Annotated in this window: 15 protein-coding genes; 3 read left to right on the top strand and 12 right to left on the bottom strand. The window is 64.3% G+C overall.

Annotated features, from left to right (window positions below; all coding sequences use genetic code 11):
- Positions 1-12: 12 nt before the first annotated feature.
- The gene (locus B3H64_RS08060; protein ID WP_286734318.1) at positions 13-831 is read left to right on the top strand and encodes a GNAT family N-acetyltransferase; all 819 of its coding nucleotides are present in this window, start codon (positions 13-15) and stop codon (positions 829-831) included.
- Here B3H64_RS08060 and B3H64_RS08055 read toward each other — a convergent pair.
- The 9 genes from B3H64_RS08055 to murI form a co-directional block, all read right to left on the bottom strand.
- Positions 764-1,414, bottom strand: coding sequence for an NUDIX hydrolase (locus B3H64_RS08055; protein ID WP_050619103.1), 651 nt, complete (start codon positions 1,412-1,414; stop codon positions 764-766). The genes B3H64_RS08060 and B3H64_RS08055 overlap by 68 nt on opposite strands.
- 21 nt (positions 1,415-1,435) lie before the next feature.
- Entirely contained in the window at positions 1,436-1,993 is a 558-nt protein-coding gene (gene nrdG, locus B3H64_RS08050) for an anaerobic ribonucleoside-triphosphate reductase activating protein (RefSeq protein WP_050619104.1), read from the bottom strand.
- A 73-nt stretch (positions 1,994-2,066) separates the two neighbouring features.
- Positions 2,067-3,269: a class I SAM-dependent rRNA methyltransferase gene (locus tag B3H64_RS08045; protein WP_050619105.1), complete on the bottom strand. Its 1,203-nt coding sequence runs from the start codon at positions 3,267-3,269 to the stop codon at positions 2,067-2,069.
- Between the two features lie 16 nt (positions 3,270-3,285).
- A complete protein-coding gene (locus B3H64_RS08040) occupies positions 3,286-5,604 on the bottom strand; it encodes an anaerobic ribonucleoside triphosphate reductase (protein ID WP_050619106.1) in 2,319 nt (772 codons plus the stop codon).
- Between the two features lie 227 nt (positions 5,605-5,831).
- On the bottom strand, positions 5,832-7,076 hold the full coding sequence (locus B3H64_RS08035; protein WP_050619107.1) for a homocysteine S-methyltransferase family protein: 1,245 nt from the start codon (positions 7,074-7,076) through the stop codon (positions 5,832-5,834).
- 114 nt (positions 7,077-7,190) lie between these two features.
- A complete protein-coding gene (locus B3H64_RS08030) occupies positions 7,191-8,465 on the bottom strand; it encodes a glycosyltransferase family 2 protein (RefSeq protein WP_050619636.1) in 1,275 nt (424 codons plus the stop codon).
- Between the two features lie 174 nt (positions 8,466-8,639).
- Complete coding sequence (argS, locus tag B3H64_RS08025) at positions 8,640-10,388, bottom strand: arginine--tRNA ligase (protein WP_050619108.1); 1,749 nt, start codon at positions 10,386-10,388, stop codon at positions 8,640-8,642.
- Positions 10,389-10,643: 255 nt separating this feature from the next.
- The gene (locus tag B3H64_RS08020) at positions 10,644-11,087 is read right to left on the bottom strand and encodes a DUF1934 domain-containing protein (protein WP_050619109.1); all 444 of its coding nucleotides are present in this window, start codon (positions 11,085-11,087) and stop codon (positions 10,644-10,646) included.
- Positions 11,088-11,175: 88 nt separating this feature from the next.
- The gene (gene murI, locus B3H64_RS08015) at positions 11,176-11,991 is read right to left on the bottom strand and encodes a glutamate racemase (protein WP_050619110.1); all 816 of its coding nucleotides are present in this window, start codon (positions 11,989-11,991) and stop codon (positions 11,176-11,178) included.
- A gap of 190 nt (positions 11,992-12,181) precedes the next feature.
- Here murI and B3H64_RS08010 point away from each other — a divergent pair, with 190 nt between their 5' ends.
- Complete coding sequence (locus B3H64_RS08010) at positions 12,182-12,598, top strand: hypothetical protein (RefSeq protein ID WP_278895029.1); 417 nt, start codon at positions 12,182-12,184, stop codon at positions 12,596-12,598.
- 44 nt (positions 12,599-12,642) lie between these two features.
- Here the strand turns inward: B3H64_RS08010 and B3H64_RS08005 are convergent, their stop codons facing one another.
- Positions 12,643-13,587 carry a hypothetical protein gene (locus tag B3H64_RS08005; protein ID WP_286734311.1) on the bottom strand — a complete coding sequence of 315 codons (945 nt, stop codon included), beginning with the start codon at positions 13,585-13,587 and terminating at the stop codon, positions 12,643-12,645.
- 137 nt (positions 13,588-13,724) lie between these two features.
- On the opposite strand from B3H64_RS08005, the gene B3H64_RS08000 reads away from it, so the two are divergent.
- Positions 13,725-14,330, top strand: a complete 606-nt coding sequence (locus B3H64_RS08000; RefSeq protein ID WP_050619113.1) for a single-stranded DNA-binding protein — start codon at positions 13,725-13,727, stop codon at positions 14,328-14,330.
- A 67-nt stretch (positions 14,331-14,397) separates the two neighbouring features.
- On the opposite strand, the gene B3H64_RS07995 is transcribed toward B3H64_RS08000, so the two are convergent.
- Both B3H64_RS07995 and B3H64_RS07990 read right to left on the bottom strand, forming a co-directional pair.
- The gene (locus tag B3H64_RS07995; protein WP_286734307.1) at positions 14,398-15,279 is read right to left on the bottom strand and encodes a MaoC/PaaZ C-terminal domain-containing protein; all 882 of its coding nucleotides are present in this window, start codon (positions 15,277-15,279) and stop codon (positions 14,398-14,400) included.
- A gap of 43 nt (positions 15,280-15,322) precedes the next feature.
- Positions 15,323-16,633 carry a GntP family permease gene (locus tag B3H64_RS07990; RefSeq protein ID WP_286734306.1) on the bottom strand — a complete coding sequence of 437 codons (1,311 nt, stop codon included), beginning with the start codon at positions 16,631-16,633 and terminating at the stop codon, positions 15,323-15,325.
- Positions 16,634-16,692: the final 59 nt, after the last annotated feature.

Below are 16,692 nucleotides of genomic sequence, written 5' to 3'. Positions count from 1 at the left end.
GAGATGACCCTCATGGAAATCCGCGCCATCACTGCACGGACGGCTCCAGACGGCTTCGACCGGCTGGAAAATCCGGACCATTCCTTTCATGTCTGCCCCGAGATGCCCAGCTACTTCCAGGCTCTGGACCGGGGCCGGCCGGTGGGTTCGCTGTCCGTCTTCCTGCCAACCGCCGACACCGCGGAGATCAGCGCCTGCGTCCGTCCGTCCTGCCGCCGGCAGGGGATCTTCCGCGCTCTGCTTCAGGAGGCGGTCGCCGTCCTGCGGCCCGCCGGCTGCCGGCGGCTGCTGTTCCCCTGCCAGGGGGACAGCAGCGACGGCCGTGCCGTGGCCTCCCACTGGGGCCTAGCCCTGGACCACTCCGAATATCTGATGTACTACGGCGGCGCCCATGCCGCGCCCCGCGTCTCGGTCTCCCTTCGCCCGGCACAGGAGACCGACCGTTCCGCCCTGGAAGTCCTCTATTCCGCCGCCTTCCCCGGCAATGGCGGAATGGCCGCCGGCTGTCTGCAGGAGGGCATCCTCTGCCGGGTGCTGGAGCGGCAAGGCCGCCTGGCGGGCGCCGCCTGTGTCAACCTCCGGGGAGAGGCCCTGTCTATCTTCGGCGTGGCGGTAGACCCCGCGCTCCAAGGGCAGGGCCTGGGCGGCGGGCTTATGGCCGCCCTGCTGGACGGGCTGGCCCCTCTGCGTGGCAAACGGCACGTGCTGCTGGAGGTGGACGGCGGCAATGAGCGGGCCCGCCGCCTGTATGCCTCCAGCGGTTTTACGGTGCGGCGACTGGTGGAGTATTACTCTCTTCCCCTTCTGCAAGCTGCTCCATCAGGTGCTTGATGATGCGGGCGGTAAGGCCCCAGACGGCGTGGCCCCGATAGCTCCAGATGGGCACCTCCATCCCCCCCGCCCGCCAGCGGTAGCCCCGGTCGAAGCCGATGAGGTGGTAGGGGAAGTCCTCCCCCACCTCGGCCCGCAGGGGGTAGTGGTACACCTGAGGCGGATTCTCCCGAAAAAAGCGCACCGGCGCCAGAAAGGTCTCCTTCACCTCGGCGTGGCTGGCCGACATGTGGACCACCGCCCCGGCGTCCACCTGGGCCAGCACCGGGTGGAGCAGGGTGCCGTCCCGGTGGTGGAGCTCGTCCAGCCGGGCGATGGGCCGGATGGCCGAGGCGGGGATGCCCAGCTCCTCCCGGGTCTCCCGGAAGGCGCACTGGGTGGGCCCCTCACCGGGCTCCATCCGGCCGCCGGGGAAGCAGACCTCCCCCGGCTGGCGGTTCAGCGTCTCCGAGCGGACCTCCAGGAGCAGATAGGGCTCCCCCTGCCACTCCACCAGGGGCACCAGCACGGCGTAGTGGGCCCGCACGTCCATCAGGACGGGGGTGTGGTCCATGAACCTCCGCTCAAAATCACCGATGGTCATCGGCTGCTCGCTCCTCTCTGTTCAGGATTCCGGCACCGTAAAGTGAGCCAGCGGGTCGGGCCGGGTCCACAGGACCACCCGGCCCTCCCGTTCGGTTTTTCTTAGGTCGATGAGCCGCTGGTTGTCCGAGCCCCGGAACAGGGCGGCATAGGACTTCCGGGCCGCTACAAAGGGGCCGTCCACCAGCACATCGGTGGCGTCCAGCAGGGCCAGCCGGTCCGGGTCGCCCTCCGTCAAAAGCTGCTCATAGGTCCAGCCGGTGTAGGTCCACACGTCCAGACCCCGGTCCCGGGCCGCCCGGGCCAGAGCGGCGCACTCCGCCGCCTGGAGGAAGGGGTCGCCGCCGGACAGGGTCAGCCCCTGGAGCAGCGGGTTGGTGTCCAACAGGGCGATGAGCTCCGCCAACTCCGCCTCCCGTCCCCCCGCCGGGTCGTGGGTCTCCGGGTTGTGGCAGTCGGGGCAGCGGTGGGGGCAGCCCTGGGCGAAGACCGTCAGCCGCAGACCGGGGCCGTCCACGATGGAGTCGGAGATGGTATTGGCGATGCGCACGGCGCGTCCCTCCTTTTGCGATTCTTTCATTATACCCTTCTTTTTTCCCGGGCACAAGCGTCCGGGACTGGAAGACGCCCCCGGCGGCCGCCGGGGGCGTTTTTTATCGGTCATCGCAGACCTGGAAGATATAAAACTTCAGGTAATAGGACTCATCCGCCCCCCAGAGGATAGGGTGATCGGGGGACTGGGTGCGGTACTCCACCTGCCGCAGCCGTCGGCGGGCGTCCCGGGCAGCCTCTCCCACGGTCTGGGCGAAGAGCTCCGGCGTCATGAAGTGGGAGCAGGAGCAGGTGGCCAGATAGCCTCCATCCCGCACCAGGGCGATCCCCCGGCGGTTGATCTCCCGGTAACCCCGGACCGCCTTTTTGACCGAGGCCCGGGACTTGGTGAAGGCGGGCGGGTCCAGAATCACCAGGTCGAACCGCTCGTCCCGCCGCTCCAGCTCAGGCAGCAGGTCAAACACGTCGCGGCACGTGAAGCCCACCTGTCCGTCCATGCCGTTGAGGGCAGCGTTCTCCCGGGCCTGCAGCACCCCGGTCTCCGAGGCGTCCACCCCCAGCACCTCTGCCGCGCCGCCCTTGGCGGCGTTGAGGGCGAAGGCTCCGGTATGGGTAAAGCAGTCCAGGGCCCGACCGCCCCGGGCCAGGGGCTGGATGGCCAACCGGTTGTACTTCTGGTCCAGGAAGAAGCCGGTTTTCTGTCCCTCGGCCACGTCCACAACGTACTGCAAGCCGTTCTCCACGATCTCCACCTTGGGGTCGAACGGCTCGGACAGGAAGCCCTTCACCCGCTCCATGCCTTCTTTGAGCCGCACCTTGGCGTCGCTGCGCTCATAGACGCCCCGGATGTGAATGCCGTCCTCGGCCAGGGCCCGCGTCAGCAGGCGGAGGATGGTCCCCTTCAGCCGGTCGATGCCCAGGGCCAGGGACTCCACCACCAGCACGTCGGAGAACTTGTCCACCACCAGGCCGGGCAAAAAGTCGGCCTCCCCGAAAATGAGGCGGCAGCAGGCGGTGTCCACGGTGTCCTTCCGGTACTGCCAGGCCGCCCGGACCCGCCGGTCCAGGAAGGCCTCGTCGATGACGGCGTCGGCCCGGCGGGAAAGGGCCCGCACGGTGATGGCAGAGTTTGTGTTGACGAAGCCGTGGCCCAGCACATAGCCGTTGTAGTCCTCGATGCGCACCAGCCCGCCGTTTTCCCAGGGGCCGGTGAGAAGGTCGATCTCGTTGTCGTAAATCCAGGGGCCGCCGGCCTTAAAGGACCGGCCCTCCCCTTTTTTGAGGCGGACCGCCGCCTGTTCCATGTCCGTTCTTCCTTTCTCAGACCGAGTGCTTCACCCGGTCGCGCTCCTCGGCCCGCTTGGCGTTGTTAAAGCGGTCCAGGGTACCAACCAGATAGCCGGTGATGCGGCGGATGCGCTCGAAGGGCACGCCGTCGGCCTCGGTCCGGCCGCAGCCGGGGCACTGATCCCCGATGATGCCGGAAAAGCCGCACACCGGGTCCCGGTCCACCGGGTGATTCACACTGCCGTAGCCGATGCCGTGCTCTTTCATATCCCGGATGACCCGTTCGAAGGCCTCCAGATTGTCGCAGGGGTCGCCGTCCATCTCGATGTAGGTGATATGCCCGGCGTTGGTCAGGGCGTGGTAGGGGGCCTCGATGGCGATCTTCTCATGGGCGGAGATGGGGAAATACACCGGCACGTGGAAGGAGTTGGTGTAGTAGTCCCGGTCAGTGACGCCGGGGATGGTACCGTACTTTTCCTTGTCGATGCGGACGAACCGGCCGGAGAGCCCCTCGGCGGGGGTGGCCAACAGAGAGAAGTTCAGGCCACGCCCGGCGCTCTCGGCGTCCATCCGGGCGCGCATGTGGGCGACGATCTCCCGGCCCAGCACCCGGGCCTTCTCACTCTCGCCGTGGTGGACGCCCACCAGGGCCTTGAGGCACTCGGCCAGGCCGATGAAGCCCACCGACAGGGTGCCGTGCTTGAGCACCTCCCGCACCTCGTCGTTCCAGTCCAGCTTGTCCGAATCCAGCCACACCCCCTGCCCCATGAGGAAGGGGTAGTTATACACATGCTTACGGCACTGGATCTCGAACCGCTCCAGAAGCTGCTCCACGCACAGGTCCAGCATCCGGTCCAGCCCTTCGAAGAAGACGTTCACGTCGCCCTTGGCCTTGATGGCCAGCCGGGGCAGATTGATGGTGGTGAAGCTCAGATTGCCCCGGCCGTTGCAGATCTCCCGTTCCGGGTCGTGGACGTTGCCGATGACCCGGGTGCGGCAGCCCATATAGGCGATCTCGGTCTCGGGGTGGCCGGGCTTGTAGTACTGGAGATTGAAGGGAGCGTCGATAAAGGAGAAGTTGGGAAACAGCCGCTTGGCCGAGCAGCGGATGGCGAGCTGGAACAGGTCGTAGTTGGGGTCCCCCGGCTCATAGTTGACCCCGGACTTCACCCGGAAGATCTGGATGGGGAAGATGGGGGTCTCGCCGCCGCCCAGCCCGGCCTCGGTGGCCAGCAGGATGTTCTTCATGACCATGCGGCCCTCGGGGGAGGTGTCGGTGCCGTAGTTGATGGAGGAGAAGGGGGTCTGAGCCCCGGCCCGGGAGTGCATGGTGTTCAGGTTGTGGATGAGGGCCTCCATGGCCTGATAGGCAGCCCGGTCGGTCTCCTTGACGGCCCGGGCGTGGGCGAACCGCTGTGCTTTTTTCAGCTCGCCCTCCTCCCCGAAGGGGGCCAGCCGGGGCAGCTCGGCGGCAAAGTAGTCCTCGCAGTCGGCCAGGGTGGGCGCAAGGCCGGTCTCCTCCTGGATCTCGCCCTGGAGCATCTTCAGTCTGGCCTCCGGGTCCTCGTCCCCGCACAGGAGCATCAGGGCGCGGGCCAGATTCTGCCGGTACATGCGCACAAAGGTCTTGCGCACGCCGTCGGCCATGCCGTAGTCGAAGTTGACCACCGACTGGCCGCCGTGCTGGTCGTTCTGGTTGGACTGGATGGCGATGCAGCACAGTGCGGCGTAGGAGGAGATGTCGTTGGGCTCCCGCAGGGTGCCGTGGCCGGTGGAGAACCCCCCGGCGAAGAGCTTCTGGATGTCGATCTGGCAGCAGGTGGTGGTGAGGGTGAGGAAATCCAGGTCGTGGATGTGGATGTCCCCCTCCCGGTGAGCCCGGGCGTGCTCTGGATCGAGGACGAACATATCGTAAAACTGCTTGGCGCCCTCGGAGCCGAACTTGAGCATGGCGCCCATGGCGGTGTCGCCGTCGATGTTGGCGTTTTCCCGCTTGATGTCGGAGTCCTTGGCGGCGGTGTAGGTGATGTCTCCGTAGATCTTCATCAGCCGGGTGTTCATCTCCCGGCTGCGGCTGCGCTGGTCGCGGTAGAGGATGTAGGCCTTGGCCGTCTGGATGTACCCGTTGTCCATGAGCACCTGCTCCACCAGATCCTGGATGTGCTCCACCTCCGGGCAGGCGCCCCCCTCCTCGGCCAGCAGGGCCAGGACCTGATCCGCCAGGCGCTGGGCCGCCTCCTCCTGGCCGGGCTTGTACGTGGCGTTAAAGGCCTTGGTAATGGCGGCGGCGATCTTGGACTGGTCGAAGGGCACCAGGCGGCCGTCTCTTTTCTTGATCTTGGTCACGGTCATTTTTTGTCTCTCCTCCCCATAAGCATCAAAAAACGCCCCTGCACGGGGCGAAACATCCTGTCACCACAGCACACTATATGTTGTGGTTCAAATTTCAACGTGCACCAATATGATACCCTATCGTGGGCAGGCCGTCAAGAGGCACGGAGCAAGAAGCCTCAAAAACACCCGCCAAAGATGGCGGGTGTTTTTTAGGGATTTCTACCAGTTGACAGCCCCATCCCGCCTCAGAGCAGGATCAGTCCGTATTTCTCCGACATGCGCGCCAGAAACTCCGGCTCCAGCTCAGCGGTGCCGTCGTAGAAGGCTCGTCCCTGATAGGCCCGCAGGGCCCCCTCCAGCAGCTCCGGCACGTCGGACCACAGGCACAGGGCGTCCCGGACGGCGTACTGCTCCCGGGCGAAAATCTCCAGGTCGTCGGTGTCCAGCACCTCGATCTTCAGCGCCCCCACCGGGCGCTCCTCCTCGGCCTCCAGAATGTCCTCCATCAGGTGATCGGTACACTGGATGGTCTCCCCCACGTCCACGTCCGGGGTGATGAACCGGGCCTCCTTCTCGCTGGCGCAGGGAATGACGTCGGGGTCCTTCTCCACGGGCGGGAAAGCGGAAAAGTCAACGGTGGCCATGGCCCGTCCCAGGGCGGCAATGTGAGCCGGGGCGGTGCCGCAGCACCCGCCGAAGATGCGCACCCCCGCCGCCGCCCACTGGGGGGTCCGCCGGGCAAACGCGTCGGCATTGTCCGGGTAGTCGGGCTTTCCCGACGTCAGGTCGGGCAGCCCGGCGCTGGGCTCGGCGATGAGGGGCAGGTCGGTGTATAGATGCAGACGGGCAAGCTGCTCCTCCGCCACCGCCGGGTCCACGCAGTTGAGGCCGAAGGCGGTCACCCCCATGCCCTGCATGACGATGGCGCAGGCCAGCACGTCGGTGCCGCTGGGGGTACGGCCCTCCTCGTCGCAGTAGCAGGTCACCAGGATGGGCCTGCGGCTGCCCGACTCCCGGATGCCCAGCACGGCCGCCCGGGCCTCGGCCATGGCCATGACGCTCTCCACCAGGAACAGGTCCACCCCCGCCCGCTCCAGGGCGGCGGCCTGCTCGGCATAGAAGCCCACCAGCACCTCGAAGGGGGTCTCTCCATAGGGCGGGATGGCATGGAGCGTGGGGCCCAGATCCCCGGCCACCAGAGCGCGGCCTGCCGCCGCCTGCCGGGTCAGGCCGGTCAGGCGGGCATTGTACTCCTCCACCCGGTCGGCCAGTCCGAATTTCTCCAGGGCGCCCCGATTGGCCCCCAGGGTAGGAGTCACCAGCACCTGGGCGCCCGCCTCCACATAGGCGCGCTGGAGCTCCAGCAGGGCCTCCGGGTGCTCCAGGGCCCACTGCTCGGTACAGGCGCCCAGGGGCATGCCGCGTTTTTGCAGCTCGGTACCGGTGGCGCCGTCCATCAAAAACGGCAGGGATAAGGGAATGGGGTCCATAATATGGAATTCCTCCTCAATGTCTGTGCAGGTTTCATTCGGTAGATAAGTATATCACATCCTGCGGGGAAAAAGCAAGAAAAGGGGCGGCAGAGCCGCCCCCTTCTGGCTGTTTCATTCACCGGCCAACTGCTGCTTGCCGTGGTAGATGGGCTTCCACTCCACCTTGCGGACCAGTGCCGCCAGGGAAATGGGGATGTACGTAAACATAAACAGAGGAAAGGTGAACACATAGGCCAGCTTCTTCCAGCCGGGCTCCCGGATCTGCTTCCACTCACAGCACACCGTCAGCAGGCCGTAGAAAAACAGTCCCGCGTAGAAGCTCACCACCGTAGAGGCCAAAAAGCCCTTGGTCAGGCGCATCACCCGCCAGGCCACATAGGCGGGCTGGGTCACGCAGGCCCCCCATACGATGAGATTAAAGGCCACCACCAGCAGGGTCAGCAGCATGCCCGGCGCCACGGTCATCAGCATGTCATAGCAGGACCAGCCCTTCCGGCCGGGCCGGAGGCAGCCCTTCAGCAGGGACAGGCCGTACTTGACGTCCACCTGGTAAAAGCCCTTGGACCACCGCAGCCGCTGGTCCCAGGACTGCTGGAAGGTGGTGGGCTGCTCGTCGTAGACCATCGCCCCGTCGCAGTAGCCGATGCGCACCCCTTTCAGGGCGCAGCTCACGGAGAATTCAATATCCTCGGTAAGCAGGTGATAGGGCCAGCCGCCATTCTGGCGGATCACATCGGCGGAGACCAGAAAGCCGGTGCCCGACACGTGGCAGTTGGAGCCCAGCAGCATCCGGGGAAAATTGAGGAACCGGGCCTCCCGCAGGAACCAGATGGAGTAGCCCGCCGAAATCCAGTTGCTTCCAAAATTCTTGGAGTTGCGGTAGCAGGTGATGGCACCGTATTTGCCGGTGTCAAAGACCCGGTTCATCTCGGCGGTGAACGCCGGGTCCACCAGATTGTCGGCGTCAAAGACGAAGTACCCCTCGTAATCCTCCCGGCCCTCCTCGGCCAGCCGGTGGAACAGGTAGTCCAGGGCATAGCCCTTCCCCTTCCGGGTCTGGTCGTGCCGCTCGTAGACGGCCGCACCCGCCTGGCGGGCCACCCGGGCCGTGTCGTCGGTGCAGTTGTCCGCCACGACGTAGATGTCCAGCAGCTCCTCCGGGTAGTGCTGCGCCCGTAGGCTCTGGATCAGCTCTCCGATGACCCCCGCCTCATTGCGCGCCGCCACGATGGCGGCGAAGCGGTGCTGACGGGCGGGGGGCCTGCGGTCCTTCCGCTTCCTGCGGACGAACCCCACCGCCAGATAGAAGAGCTGGTAAAAATAGACGGTAAAGAAAAAAACCGCGATGAACAGGTTGAAAAGCTCAACCCACTGTAGCATTCTCATGATATTCACCCAATGTTGTCCCTTGGCCCCAGGCGGGCCGCTCCTTCGTGAGGGATATCATAGCACGGTTTTGAAATGTTACAAGGGCTTTTCTTGTACTTTAATGAAAATTTAAGTATTTGTTTCCAGTTTGTTAAAGAGGGCGCCCCAGCGGGACGCCCTCTTTCGTCACATTCACATCTTTTCCGGGGCGGTCACACCCAGCAGGTCCAGACCGTTGGCGATGACGGAGCGCACGGTATCGGCCAGCTTGAGCCGGGCGGAGAGCAGCGCAGGCTCCTCGCCCTTGATGCGGCAGGCGTTGTAAAAGCGGTGGAAGTCCCCGGCCAGGCCCACCAGATAGCGGTTGATGCGGGAGGGATCGTAGTCCCGGGCCGCCAGGCGGATCTCCTCGGGGAGCTGGGACAGGGTCTTGAGCAGCGCTTTCTCCTCGGCGGTGGCCAGTAGGGCGGCGTCGGCCTGGGCCGCGGCAGGCACCTGGTCCCCCTCCTCGGCAAGCCGGGCGACCAGGGAGCAGATGCGGGCGTGGGCGTACTGGACGTAATACACCGGGTTGTCGGAGTCCTGCCGCACCGCCAGGTCCAGGTCGAAGTCCACAGGACTGGTGGCGGAGCGGGAGTTGAAGAAGTACCGGGCGGCGTCCACGGGGACCTCGTCTAAGAGGTCGTGGAGGGCGATGGCCTTACCGGAGCGCTTGGACATGCGCACCGGCTTGCCGTCCTGAAGCAGGTTGACCAGTTGCATGAGCACGATGATCAGCCGGTGGGAGCCGTCCAGGCCCAGGCCGTCCAGGGCGGCCTGGAGACGGGCCACATGGCCGTGGTGGTCTGCCCCCCAGATGTTGATCGCCTTGTCAAAGCCCCGCTTTTCCAGCTTGTTGCGGTGGTAGGCGATGTCGGCGGCGAAGTAGGTGTAGAAGCCGTTGGCCCGGCACAGCACGTCGTCCTTCAGGTCCAGCTTGTCGGCCTGCTCCCGGGTCTTGCCCTCAGCCATATACTTCTGTTTGAGCAGCTCGGTGGTCTTGAGCCAAAGGGCTCCGTCCTTTTCATAGGTCCAGCCCCGTTCAGTGAGCATCCCCACCGTCTCGGCAATATAGCCGGACTGGTGGAGCTCGGACTCGAAGAACCACTGGTCGTACTCGATCTTATAGCGGCGCAGGTCCTCCTTCATCTTGGGGACGTTGGTCTCCAGGCCGAAGCGGGACATATCCTCCAGCCAGACCGCCTCCGGCTCGTCCCGGTAGCGGTCGCCGTGGAGCTCGTAAAAGGCCTGGGCCAGCTCCTTGATGTCATCGCCGTGGTAGGCATTTTCCGGCAGGGGGAAGTTCTCCTCTCCCACCAGGAGCTGCATATAGCGGGCGTGGATGGACTCGGCAAACTTGTGGATCTGGTTGCCCGCGTCGTTGACGTAGAACTCCTTCCAGGTGTGGCAGCCTGCCCGGCGGAGCACGTTGGCCAGGGTGTCGCCCAGCACGCCGCCCCGGGCGTTGCCCATGTGCATGGGGCCGGTGGGGTTGGCGGAGACGAACTCCACCATGACCTTCTCCCCGTGCCCCTCGTCGCACTGGCCGTAAGCCGCGCCCTCCCGCTCGATGTCGGAGAGCACCTCGCCGTACCAGCGGGAGCCCAGGTAGAAATTCAGAAAGCCGGGGCCGGCAATCTCGGCCCGCTGGAAGTAGGAGCCCTTCAGGTCCAGATGGTCCAGGATAGCCTGGGCGATGGCCCGGGGCGCCATGTGCAGGGTCTTGGCCCCGGCCATGGCAAAGGAGGATGCGTAGTCGCCGTGGCTGACCTCCTTGGGGATATCCACATTGCCCCGCACCACCGCCCCGGCGGGGAGAGCCCCGGCCGCGGCGGCCTTCTCATAGGCGTTCTGCGTGAGCTCGGCCACCTGGTCCCGGGCCGCCTGGATGAGGTTCGACATAGTCTTGATCACCTTTTCTTCTGTAATTAAGAGCGCCAGAGCGCCCGGCGGCACCCCGGCCGCTACTGCCGCAGCAGCGGCCCTTTTTCCCGCACGTTGATGCGGAACAGGTTCTCCCCCGCCACCGCATGGTCGATTCCCCCACGCCGCAGGCGCCGCGGGGCCCCCGCCCCATTTTATCTGCGCGGGCGAAGTGAATTCGCCCGGCATCAAGGTTTTGCTTCGCAAAACGCTTGGGTCCGAAATCGACCCCGCCTACTGCCGCAGCAGCGGCCCTTTTTCCCGCACGTTGATGCGGAACAGGTTCTCCCCCGCCACCGCGTGGTCGATTTCGATGGCGTAATCAATCTCGATCTCGCCACCGTCCTCGTTCAGGTTGGACCGCATCTTGCGGGTATTGATGCCAATGGACAGCGCCCCATAGGGGGTGTCGTACATGGAGAAATGCCGCTTGCCCAGTTGGAACACCATCTGAGAATTGACCATGCCCATGCGCATGAGCGTGATGCGGTCGGGCTCGACCTGGAAGGTGGTCAGGGTCCCCTCCAGTCCGGTGAGCTCGCTCTCCTGATAACTGAACGTATAGCCCTCGTCGCCGCAGTCCATAAGCCGCCCCTCGGTGACCAACTCAATGGTCTCAGGCTCGGCGTCCTCGTAGGTCTGGGTGCCCTTGATGGAGATGATGACGCTTTTATCCATAAACGATTTACCTCGATACGCTTTCAGAATGCATTGCGCGGGCTATTATATACTACTTAAATCCGATTGTAAAGTCCGAAAGGGACCGTCAATAGTTCCAAATGTCCACCTTTTCCACATCCTCCGTCACATCCCTCTGGAGGAAAATGGACGCCAGGCCGGAAAAGCCCTCCACGCTGTCGCTGACAAAGAACCGGCAGCGACCGGTCCGACCCGGTCCCGTCAGGCTCCCCCGCTCCCGGAGCGTGCCGGCCACCCGCCGGGCGCACTGCTCGCCCACATCCACCAGCGTCACGTCCGGCCCCATCACGCCGCCGATCACGCGCTTGAGCAGCGGGTAATGGGTGCAGCCCAGCATCAGCGTGTCAATGCCGTCCGCCTTCAGCGGCTGGAGGTACTCCGCCGCCACGGTCTCCGCCACCAGGTCTCCGGGCCGGAAGCGCCCGTTTTCCACCAGAGGCACGAACAGCGGGCAGGCGGCGGCGAACACCTGGGCGTCGGGCCGCAGGGAGGCGATGCGCCGCTCATAGGCGCCGCTTCGGATCGAGGCCTGGGTGCCGATGAGGCCGATCTTCCCGTTGCGCGTGGCCTGGACAGCGGCATCCGACGCCGGCTCCACCACGCCCCAGATGGGGATGTCATTCTCCGCCGTCAGCACGTCCAGCGCCGTGGTCGACACAGTACCGCAGGCCACCACGATGCCCTTCAGGTCGAAGGTGCGCAGAAAGGCAACATCCTGCCGGGCGTAGCGGATGAGCGTCTCCCGGGAGCGGCCGCCGTAGGGCACCCGGCCGGTGTCTCCAAAATAGATGATATCCTCCGCCGGGAGCAAGCGGGACAGCTCCCGCAGAGCCGTCAGGCCGCCCAGACCGGAGTCAAAAACGCCAATGGGTCTTGTATCCAACGTGCAAACCCCCAAAATTCGCCGCTGGGGCGAGTTGTTCTTACCTATGATATGCGAAAATTCCCGCAAACACAAGCACAAATTTCCCTGCCGGTTGCGTTTGACAACGGGGGAAAATATAATATAATAAGAGTGTGCTACCAGCACGTCAGACCTTTTGGCAGTTCGCCCCGCAAAGGAGGGTTATCCCATGAAACTGGAGCTGACCAAGAAGCAATACCGCCGTCTGCTGGACCTGGCGTATATCGGCAACTGGATTCTCAATTCCACCCGCGGCGAGGACCGCATCCGGGACTACGACGAGGTGGAGAGCCTGCTCTTCAGCAAGGCCGCCGACGAGGGCATGGGCGTGGTTGCCGAGGTATACAACGGAGAGGTCATCCCCTCCCGGGCCTTTGCGGAGGGCGGCATCCACGAAGCCATCATGGACTACGAGGACAACGTGTTCTTCGAGATTCTGGCCGAAGACCTGGCCCGCAGGGATATGGACGACGTGCCCATCGACGAGAGCAATTACGAAGAGCTGGCCTCCCGGATCGACGCCTATATCAGCGAATTTGAGGAGCACGGCACCGATAACATCCTGGTGGACAGCGACATCATGTAGCGCGGCAAAACCGGCGGGGGACGCGAAACGCGTCCCCCGCTCTTTTATGCCTCCTCGGTCAGGCGGCGCAGCTCGGCCTCCAGCGCGGCCGCCTCCTGCTCCGTCCGGACCCGCAGGTCCTCCAGCTTGCCCAGCGCCGCCTCCACCCGGCTGCGGGTCTCGTTCACGCTGTCCTGCGAGTCCCGAATCTTGCTCTGCACCATCCAGTCGAAGAGAAATCCGTCGAAGAAATAGTCCCCGAAGGTCTCGAAGGCCCCCACCTCTAGGCCCAGGTCGGCCTGTACCTTCACGTCGGCCAGCTCTGACCGGAACCGGCTCAGGGCGCACTGGGCCTGGTACATCAGATCCCTGGCCTCGTCCATCCGGGAGTGCTTGATGGCCGTGGCCAGCATCCCGCCCCCCAGCATGTCGTACACGCCCCAGCTCCCTGCGCTCTCCAGCTTGCCGCCGGCGCTGTCCAGGTCAAAGGCGGCCTGCCGGCCCGCCCGGACGGCCTCTTCCATCTCCCGGCACATACTGCGGCAGGCGGCCAGCTTCTCCTCCAGCTCTCGGATGCGCCCGCCCAGGGCCGGGTCGCTTTGGGCCATGCGGCGGCGCTTCTCCTCCAGCAGCGCCCGGCAGCGGTCCTCCAGGCCGTCCAGCGCCCGCAGGCGCTCCCGAGTCTGCCGCCAGCGACCCTCCACATCCTCCAGGGCCCGCACGGCGGACTGGTAGTCGGCCCGGGCGGCGGCCGCCTCCCGGTGCTCCCGGTCCAGCGCCTCCTCCCGGCGGCCCAGTACGGTCTGCCAGATGGCGGCCAGACTCATTCCCTCCAGCGCGTCCACGTCGGCCTGCTCCTTGTCCAGTTCCGCCCGCAGCGCCCGCTTCCGCTCCCACAGGGCCTGCTGCTCCCCGTCCAGCTCCGCCAGCATGGCCTCCAGCCGGCCCCGCCCGGCCAGCTTCTCCCGAATCTCCGCCAGCTCCCGGTCCAGCGCCTCCCCGTTCTCCATTTCATCCGCCTCCATTCGTTTTAATGGAATTGTACCAGTCTTTTTCTTTCCTGTCCATATTGCGTCATAGCCGGGGACAAACCCGCATATACATGTCCCTGTCCAAGCAAAATGACAGATGCGGGAGTGTGGCTGGTATGCAGACAGGCTGGAATGAAAATCGGGCGCTGCTCCGGGGGACGGCGGCGGGGTCCCCCGTCTTTTCCCACGAGAACCACGGCGTGGCCTACGACCTCTTTCCCCTGTCGGTGCAGCGGCTCTCCGGCGCCGCAGACCGGCTCAACGTGGTGCTGCCCCGCTCCCTGCTGACGGCCTGCCCCGTGTACGAGGGCCTGCCGCTGGAGGTGCAGGGGGAGGTCCGTTCCTTTAATAACCGCAGCGGCAGCGGCAGCCGTCTGGTCATTACCGTGCTGGCCCGGGAGCTGGCCCCCACGGCAGAAAAGCCCGCCAACCATCTGGCGCTGGCAGGCGCTCTGTGTAAGCCCCCCATCCTCCGGCGGACGCCTCTGGGCCGTGAGATCTGCGATCTGATGCTGGCGGTGAACCGGAGGTACGGCCGAGCGGACTACCTGCCCTGCATCGCCTGGGGAGCCCTGGCTCAGAGCTGCGGCCAGTTGTCCGTGGGAGATCCGCTCCGGCTGGAGGGCCGCCTTCAGAGCCGCACCTATCAAAAGCTGGTGGACGGCGTCCCCCAGGACCGCACCGCCTTTGAGGTCTCCATCATGCAGTTGGCGGAGTTTTGAGACCATTGCCCTCAAAAAATGCACCGGCTTTTGAAAAGCCGGTGCATTTTTGCTGCATGGGACACAATTATTTCCACTCAAACACGCCGCGGTTGAGGACGGCCTTGCCGGTATTCTGGTCCACGAAGCGGAAGTAGGCCTTGCCCTCCTCCATCTTCCAGATCTGGGTCTGCACCGGAGTGCCGGGCAGCAGGGGGCTGCTCATCTGCGCGGCCATCCGGGCCGCCCGCTCGGGTTCGCCGGGAATCAGCGCACCGATCATCATGCGGCAGGCAAAGCCGAAGGAGCAAAGGCCCTGCACGATGGGCTGGTCAAACTTCATGTTCTTGGCGTACTCCGGGTCCACATGGATCAGATTGGTGTCGCCGGTCAGCCGGTAGAGCAGGTTCTGCACCTCGCTGACATAGTCGTCCACCACAAAGTCCGGCTCCCGGTCGGGGATGACCACATCGCTCTTGGGCATGGGCTTGCCGCCGAAGCCGCCCGCCTCGTGGAAGAAGGTGGTGGAGTAGTTGGTGCACACCAGATTCCCGGCCTCATCCCGCACGTCGATCTTGGTCTTGACCACGGCGCCCTTGCCCTCGCCCCGGTCGTATACATCCACGATCTGGTCCTGCCACTGAAAGGTGCCCTTGATGGGGTCGATGGGCCGGTGCCAGATGATCTCGTGGTCCATGTTCAGGAAGGCGATGGTGGGCTTGATGATCGCATCGGCCAGCATGGAGGCGGGCAGAGGCATCCACTGGTATGGGCGCACGTTGACCGTGGCCCAATAGGGCACCGCGCCGAAGGTGGGAATGGCCTTCAGATATTTTTCATAGTAGTAGGACAGGTCCTCCTTGTGGGCGCCCACGGCCAGGGCGTACAGAGCCACGTCCCGCCAGTTGTACTCCACATAGCGGGGCTCCATCTTACAGCCGATCAGTTGGTTCAGATCATACTTTTCCATACATACGCACCCTTTCTGATTTTATATACCTTAACATTATACGTCACAGCCCCATGGCGCACAAGGGGATGGTAACCGCAAATACCGTGATAAGGGGGATAATGAGCTGAGTCACGCAGATGTCCAGATAGGCAGTCTTGTGGTTCATATGGGTGATGGCCAGGATGGTGATCTGGCCGCCCTGGTGAGGCAGGGTATCCAGCGTGCCGGCGGCGATGACACCGATACGGTGGACGTACTCCAGATTGACGCCCAGGGAGACAAAGGTGTCCTTGAGGGCGTTGAAGGCCACGCCCATACCGCCGGAGGCGGAGCCGCACATGCCGGCGCAGACCGCCACGGCCACTGCCACGAAAATAAGGGGCGAGATATTCATGTGGAGCACGGCGTCCACAATGATCCGGAAGCCCTCGGTATTCTGGGCCACACCGCCGAAGCCCACCACGATAGCGGTGTTCAGCAGGGCTCCCCCGGCGTTGACGCCGCCCCGGTTGAGCAGCTCCACGTAGGTTTCAAACCGCTTCAGGTAGGGGAAGAAGAGAATGCAGGCGGCCACGATACCCCAGAATACGGCGCCCTCCACAGCCATTTTGAAGCCGTTGAAGAGGATCAGGATGACGGCGATGGGGATAAACGCCACGATCCAGTGGGGCATCCGCTCGTTGGGGTCGTCGGCAAAGTTCTTCTCCTCCTCAGGCAGGGGAGGCAGGGTTGGGTCGTCAAAGCGGCGGCCCCTTTTCTCCAGAGCCTTTGTGCGGTATTCAAACCAGATGATGATGAGAATCAGCTCGGCAATGACACTGATCACGCCGGGGACAAAGGCAGCCGTGGCGGCGGTGCCCAGGCTCTTCATGCCGATGACGTTCTGGATAGAGGGGGAACCGGGGGCAATCATGGAGATGGTCCAGCAGCCCGCGGTGATGGAGGCCGGGATCAGGATGCGGGACATGTCGTTCTTCTGGAAGAGCTGCAGGGTGATGGGATACATAACGAAGTACACCACGAAGCCGCTGATTCCGCCGAAGGTGAGGATGGAGGTGATGATGAACACCAGCACCGCCACATGCTTGCCTCCGGTGAGGCGGCTGAGGAAGCGGGCAATGGATTTGGCCGCGCCGGAGCCCTCATAAAAGGCGGAGAACACCGCGCCCAGGAAGAAGATGAAGAAATAGTTCTTCACATAGTTGGCCGCCGACTCCATAAAAGGCCCCAGCATGGTATCCAGCACGGGCATCTGAGCCAGGATACAGGTGATGAGGGCCACGATGCCCGCCATCGGCAGAGCGCCCACCCGCTTGAACGCCAGCACCGTGAACAGGACGATGGCGAAGAGCAGGATCAATACGTCAAACATACGCGTTCTTTCCTCCCTTTCAAAATAGACAGTGGTTACTTCATGACCTCGCGTGCGAT

This window comes from Intestinimonas sp. UBA1698 (assembly GCF_002320075.1).
Lineage (GTDB): Bacteria > Bacillota > Clostridia > Oscillospirales > Oscillospiraceae > Intestinimonas > Intestinimonas massiliensis.
Note: the sequence above shows the minus strand (reverse complement) of the source record. Positions and strands in the feature narration are given on the sequence as shown.